Source organism: uncultured Veillonella sp., assembly GCF_934190855.1.
In the GTDB taxonomy this organism is placed as follows: Bacteria; Bacillota; Negativicutes; order Veillonellales; family Veillonellaceae; genus Veillonella.
This window is the reverse complement of the sequence record NZ_CAKPTN010000159.1, coordinates 1-3,781: the sequence shown is the minus strand read 5'-3', so window position 1 is coordinate 3,781 and position 3,781 is coordinate 1. Positions and strand designations below refer to the sequence as shown.

2 protein-coding genes are annotated in these 3,781 nt (G+C 35.7%); both read right to left on the bottom strand.

Annotation, left to right across the window (positions count from 1 at the left end; all coding sequences use genetic code 11):
- Positions 1-2,929: filamentous hemagglutinin N-terminal domain-containing protein (locus Q0F90_RS08055; protein ID WP_296004583.1), on the bottom strand; the 2,929-nt coding region annotated here is incomplete at its 3' end.
- Between the two features lie 36 nt (positions 2,930-2,965).
- Positions 2,966-3,781 (bottom strand): ShlB/FhaC/HecB family hemolysin secretion/activation protein (locus tag Q0F90_RS08050; RefSeq protein ID WP_296004581.1); only part of this gene is annotated, 816 nt, incomplete at its 5' end.

Here is a 3,781-nt window from a genome sequence, read left to right as displayed (position 1 = left end):
CTAATCTATCTATATGAGCACCTACATTAATATCACGATCAGCATTAATGGTAACCTGTTTATCACCATGAATATTACCTGTATTTATTACATTTTGAGATGCTTTAATATTCACTTTACGTCCATCGATACGGCCTGTATTTTGTACATTATGAGCTCCTAATACAATTGTATCTGCAGTCATTATACCTTGATTTAGAATATCTGCATTAGTATTACTAACTATGGCTTTACCACTTATGATTCCACCCATTGCATCAACAGATTTTGCAGGTTGTTTAGCTAAATATACTTTAGGATATAGAACTTGTTGAGCTTTACCGTCTACTACAACTGTTTTGGTTTCTAACCATACCATATCAGTTGTTATAGCTTCCATTTGTTCTTTAGATAAAGCAATTCCTGGAGCTAATTTAAAAGCTTTGCCAAAGGCTATACCAGCCTCTAACAACGCTTTATATTCAGCCTCATTATCTGTATATCCTTCTAAATATTGTTTGCCTGTAGCGGATACTATTTGCTCATTAATAAGCTGTTGCTCATAGAATCCATCACCTAAACGTTTTAATCTTCGTTCAGGATCATTTGCTAAGGCATCAAGCATATATTGAGAAGATAGAAAATTCTTACGATTTGTAAAAGCAGAGTCTGTTTCTATCAAAGCATTAGCTGTAATATCTGGATGAATTTGGTATAGTGCCTCTGTTGGTAAGGATAACCCATCTATAGTATGACTTTCTTTACCTTTTCCACCACCTAAACCATAGGGATCCAAACTATCATTAACCTTTGCAATAGTAGCTTTAGATAATGTCTCTTCCGTATGTTCTTGAACTGTACCAATTGGCTTTACATTTGCTTCAGTAATCGTTGGAGTCATATAGACTTCTGCTTTCCATCGTCTACGTTTCTTTTTTCCTCCAATGTGGTGACTTTTAGGAACATCTTTTGTATAGCTTTCTTGTGTAGTACCCGTTATATAGGTCTTATCACTCATAGAGTCAGATATATTTTCTATTCGTCCCTTAGTTTGAACCGTCCCTCCAGAAATCACCTTACTATTATCATTATGGAGAATACCTGTTGTTACAACATTACCACCACTACTAATAATACCTGGATCATCATTAGTTACTTCTTTATGAGTATGCTCTGTTTCAGTTCGAATAATAGTAAATTCATTAACACGGTTTTGACGCTTATCCATTTCTTTATTATAAGCTTCATCTTCAGCAGTCTTAACAGGTTTTACATGAGGTGTACCATAGCCACTTTTATCATCAGCATAAGGGAATTCAGACTTATCAAATACCTGTCCTTCTAATTTATGATGAGGATGAGTAACTTTTAATTTATCAGGATTTTTAGTAATACCATCTGAAACACGCTTTACACCTAATGCGACATTTTTATTATTTACTACAGGTGTATCTAGTTCAATAGACTTAACGGCTTTAATAGTTGCTCCCGTATTATTGATACCTTGTTTAGCTGTAAGGTCCATAGTGCCACCACTATAGATGAAACCCTTACCCGTATTATTTATTGTATCTGTATTTATATCAACGTGATTACGACCTGCAATGACACCAGACTTATGCGTATCTAATTCTTTTTTTATAGTAGTAACATTCTCTTGTGCCTCATCATAAGCCTTTGTTAACTCTTTAATACGTTGACGATGTGCTTCTAACTCTGTTTTAGTTTTATATTTTGTGATATCAGCGTTCCATTCAGCATCTAGATCATTTTTAGCCTTTTCTAAATCCTTACCCGCTTTATGATAGCGCTGTTCTATCTCTGAATTTGTATGGTTTTTAACTGTATTTGCATCAATAGCTACAGTATCACCATAAATACGTCCACCTTCATGGTTATCTACGGATTTAGCTTTTATAGCCGTAGTATTTCCAGAATTAATAAGACCACTATTATTTACTGTTTCTTGGCTATTTACAGTAGTAGATACATCACCTTGAACTACACCATTATTGTGAATGGCAATGCTTTGACCCGCTAACGTAGTCTTGCCATTACTCGTAACACCACCATCAACTATGATTTTGCCATCACTAGTAATACTAGATGCTTGTGTAGAGCTCACTACACCTTTCACATTTACACCAAGACCAGTATTGGTACCTTTCATGGTAATAGAATTTGCATACATACCACCAATAGCAGAGACATCTAAACCAACATTGCTAGAATCACCAATCTTTTGAGTATCCAATGTATTAGCATCTATTGTATTCTTGCCAGTACGGGTTTCAATTGTATTAGCCCACACTCCAGCATTTATATTGGTGGCTTCTGTTAAAATTTGTAGCGAGTTAGCATCTTTAGCATTAAGACCATTTCCGTTAATAGAAATACGACCTTGCTCTACACGATAGGAGTTTAAATTTCCTGTTGGATCATATTCTGTTTTACCTGTAGTTAATACTGCTCGATCTGTATTGATAAAGCCACCACCATCTACAGTAATACCATTTGGATTAGCTACAACTACTGAAGCTTTACGACCTGCTACCTCAATAAACCCTTTCATATCAGTTGGATTATGCGATGTAACCTCATTAACAATAACATTGGCAGAACCACGCATCATATTAGGATTACCAGGTACATAGCCACCTAATTTTGTATTAGCCATTTGGTAGGAGTTGTTAAGAATTACACCATTTTGCGGTATATTAAAATTAGTGTAATCATTTCTAGATACACCACCAGCACTAGGGCCAGCAACATTTACTAATGTAATACCATTACCAGCTTGTCCAACCGTAGCTTGTCTTTCATGTGGTGCATTTGTGTCAACCTCAATAGGGTTAGCTGCATAGGCAAATGGTACTACTAATGGGTCTACAATCATTAACCCCATAGTAAGCCATACGGCAATTTTATATTGTAATCGTTTTTCTTTCATAATTACTCTCTCTATTAATACATATACTCAAACTATTTAGAATCGTATACCAGCTTGGAAACCTGTAGTGACAGAGTCAGTTCTATAACCACTAGGTTTATATAATGGAACGCCAACAAATACATCATAGAACAATCCAGATTTAAACTGCCCTTTCATCCCTAAACTAGTACCAGCGATAAATTTACCTGTTAATACATCTGTACTCGGACCATATACAGCCCCAAAATCTACATTAGCATAAACACTTGATTTCCATTTAGGAATGTAGCTAGCAACTTCATTACGCATATACCAACCGCTTTCAGCCATTAATGTATTCTCACCATCAAATCCTTGCACTGTATATCGATTACCAAGGCTAATCATATCTCTAGAAAATAAACGTTTATCCCCTAATGTCCATTGGCCATGGAATGATGTAGTAATACTTGCTGGTCTATGCCCCCATGTACGAGGCATTTGATAATCCACATCTACTAAAAGTTGTGTAAATCGAGTACTTGGTGCTCCATTGCCATATTCAGGTTGTGAACCAAACCAACCAACACCTTGTTTAATAGCCGCTCTAGAATATAACGTATTTTGCTTAATATATCTTCGTTCTGATATACCGAGTTCTACAGAAGCTGTATTGGCACGTTGTACAGCAACCTCTACATCATTAATATAATTTTTAGCATTACGCTTGCTAATAATAATATCCCAACTACGTTTAGTCGTTCGATCTCGATGGAATACACGATTCCATGAACCTCTAACCGTCTTGGCATGGCTAGAACTAATAAATGGAGTAGCCATAGAATTAATCGTTTGGTGATATTTCATATCACTATAGGAGATACTAAAGAT